Raw genomic sequence first — 336 nt, 5'->3', positions numbered from 1 at the left:
ACTCGGGATTGCGTCGATCGCAGACCCTAGGACGACTCTGATGTATAGAATTGTCATTTTTAATTCACTTAACGATTCTTTAAATGTCACTACTGCATCTTTTACATTCATTTTCAAAATAAACATGGAAATGATACAAGCAATTAAAATCGCCGTTCCGGTTGCTGATAATACATCAAACTTCAGAATTGCCTCGTAAGGCGTTGGTTTATTTACAATCGGCTCTGCTTTCATTACTAGATTATGCAGACCTGGAATTTCAAACTTAAATACAAGACTTGCTAAAGCCCCTCCTGGAGCGAATAATGCCTTAAAGAAACTTTGGCTCCAAATGAC

At 37.8% G+C, this 336-nt stretch carries 1 protein-coding gene; it reads right to left on the bottom strand.

The annotated features are described in order from the left end of the window. Positions 1-336: L-lactate permease (locus SB717_RS34370; RefSeq protein WP_410907324.1), on the bottom strand; the 336-nt coding region annotated here is incomplete at both ends.

Origin of the sequence: Priestia sp. SIMBA_032 (assembly GCF_046535215.1) — a bacterium.
GTDB classification, from domain to species: domain Bacteria; phylum Bacillota; class Bacilli; order Bacillales; family Bacillaceae_H; genus Priestia; species Priestia aryabhattai.
Note: the sequence above shows the minus strand (reverse complement) of the source record. Positions and strands in the feature narration are given on the sequence as shown.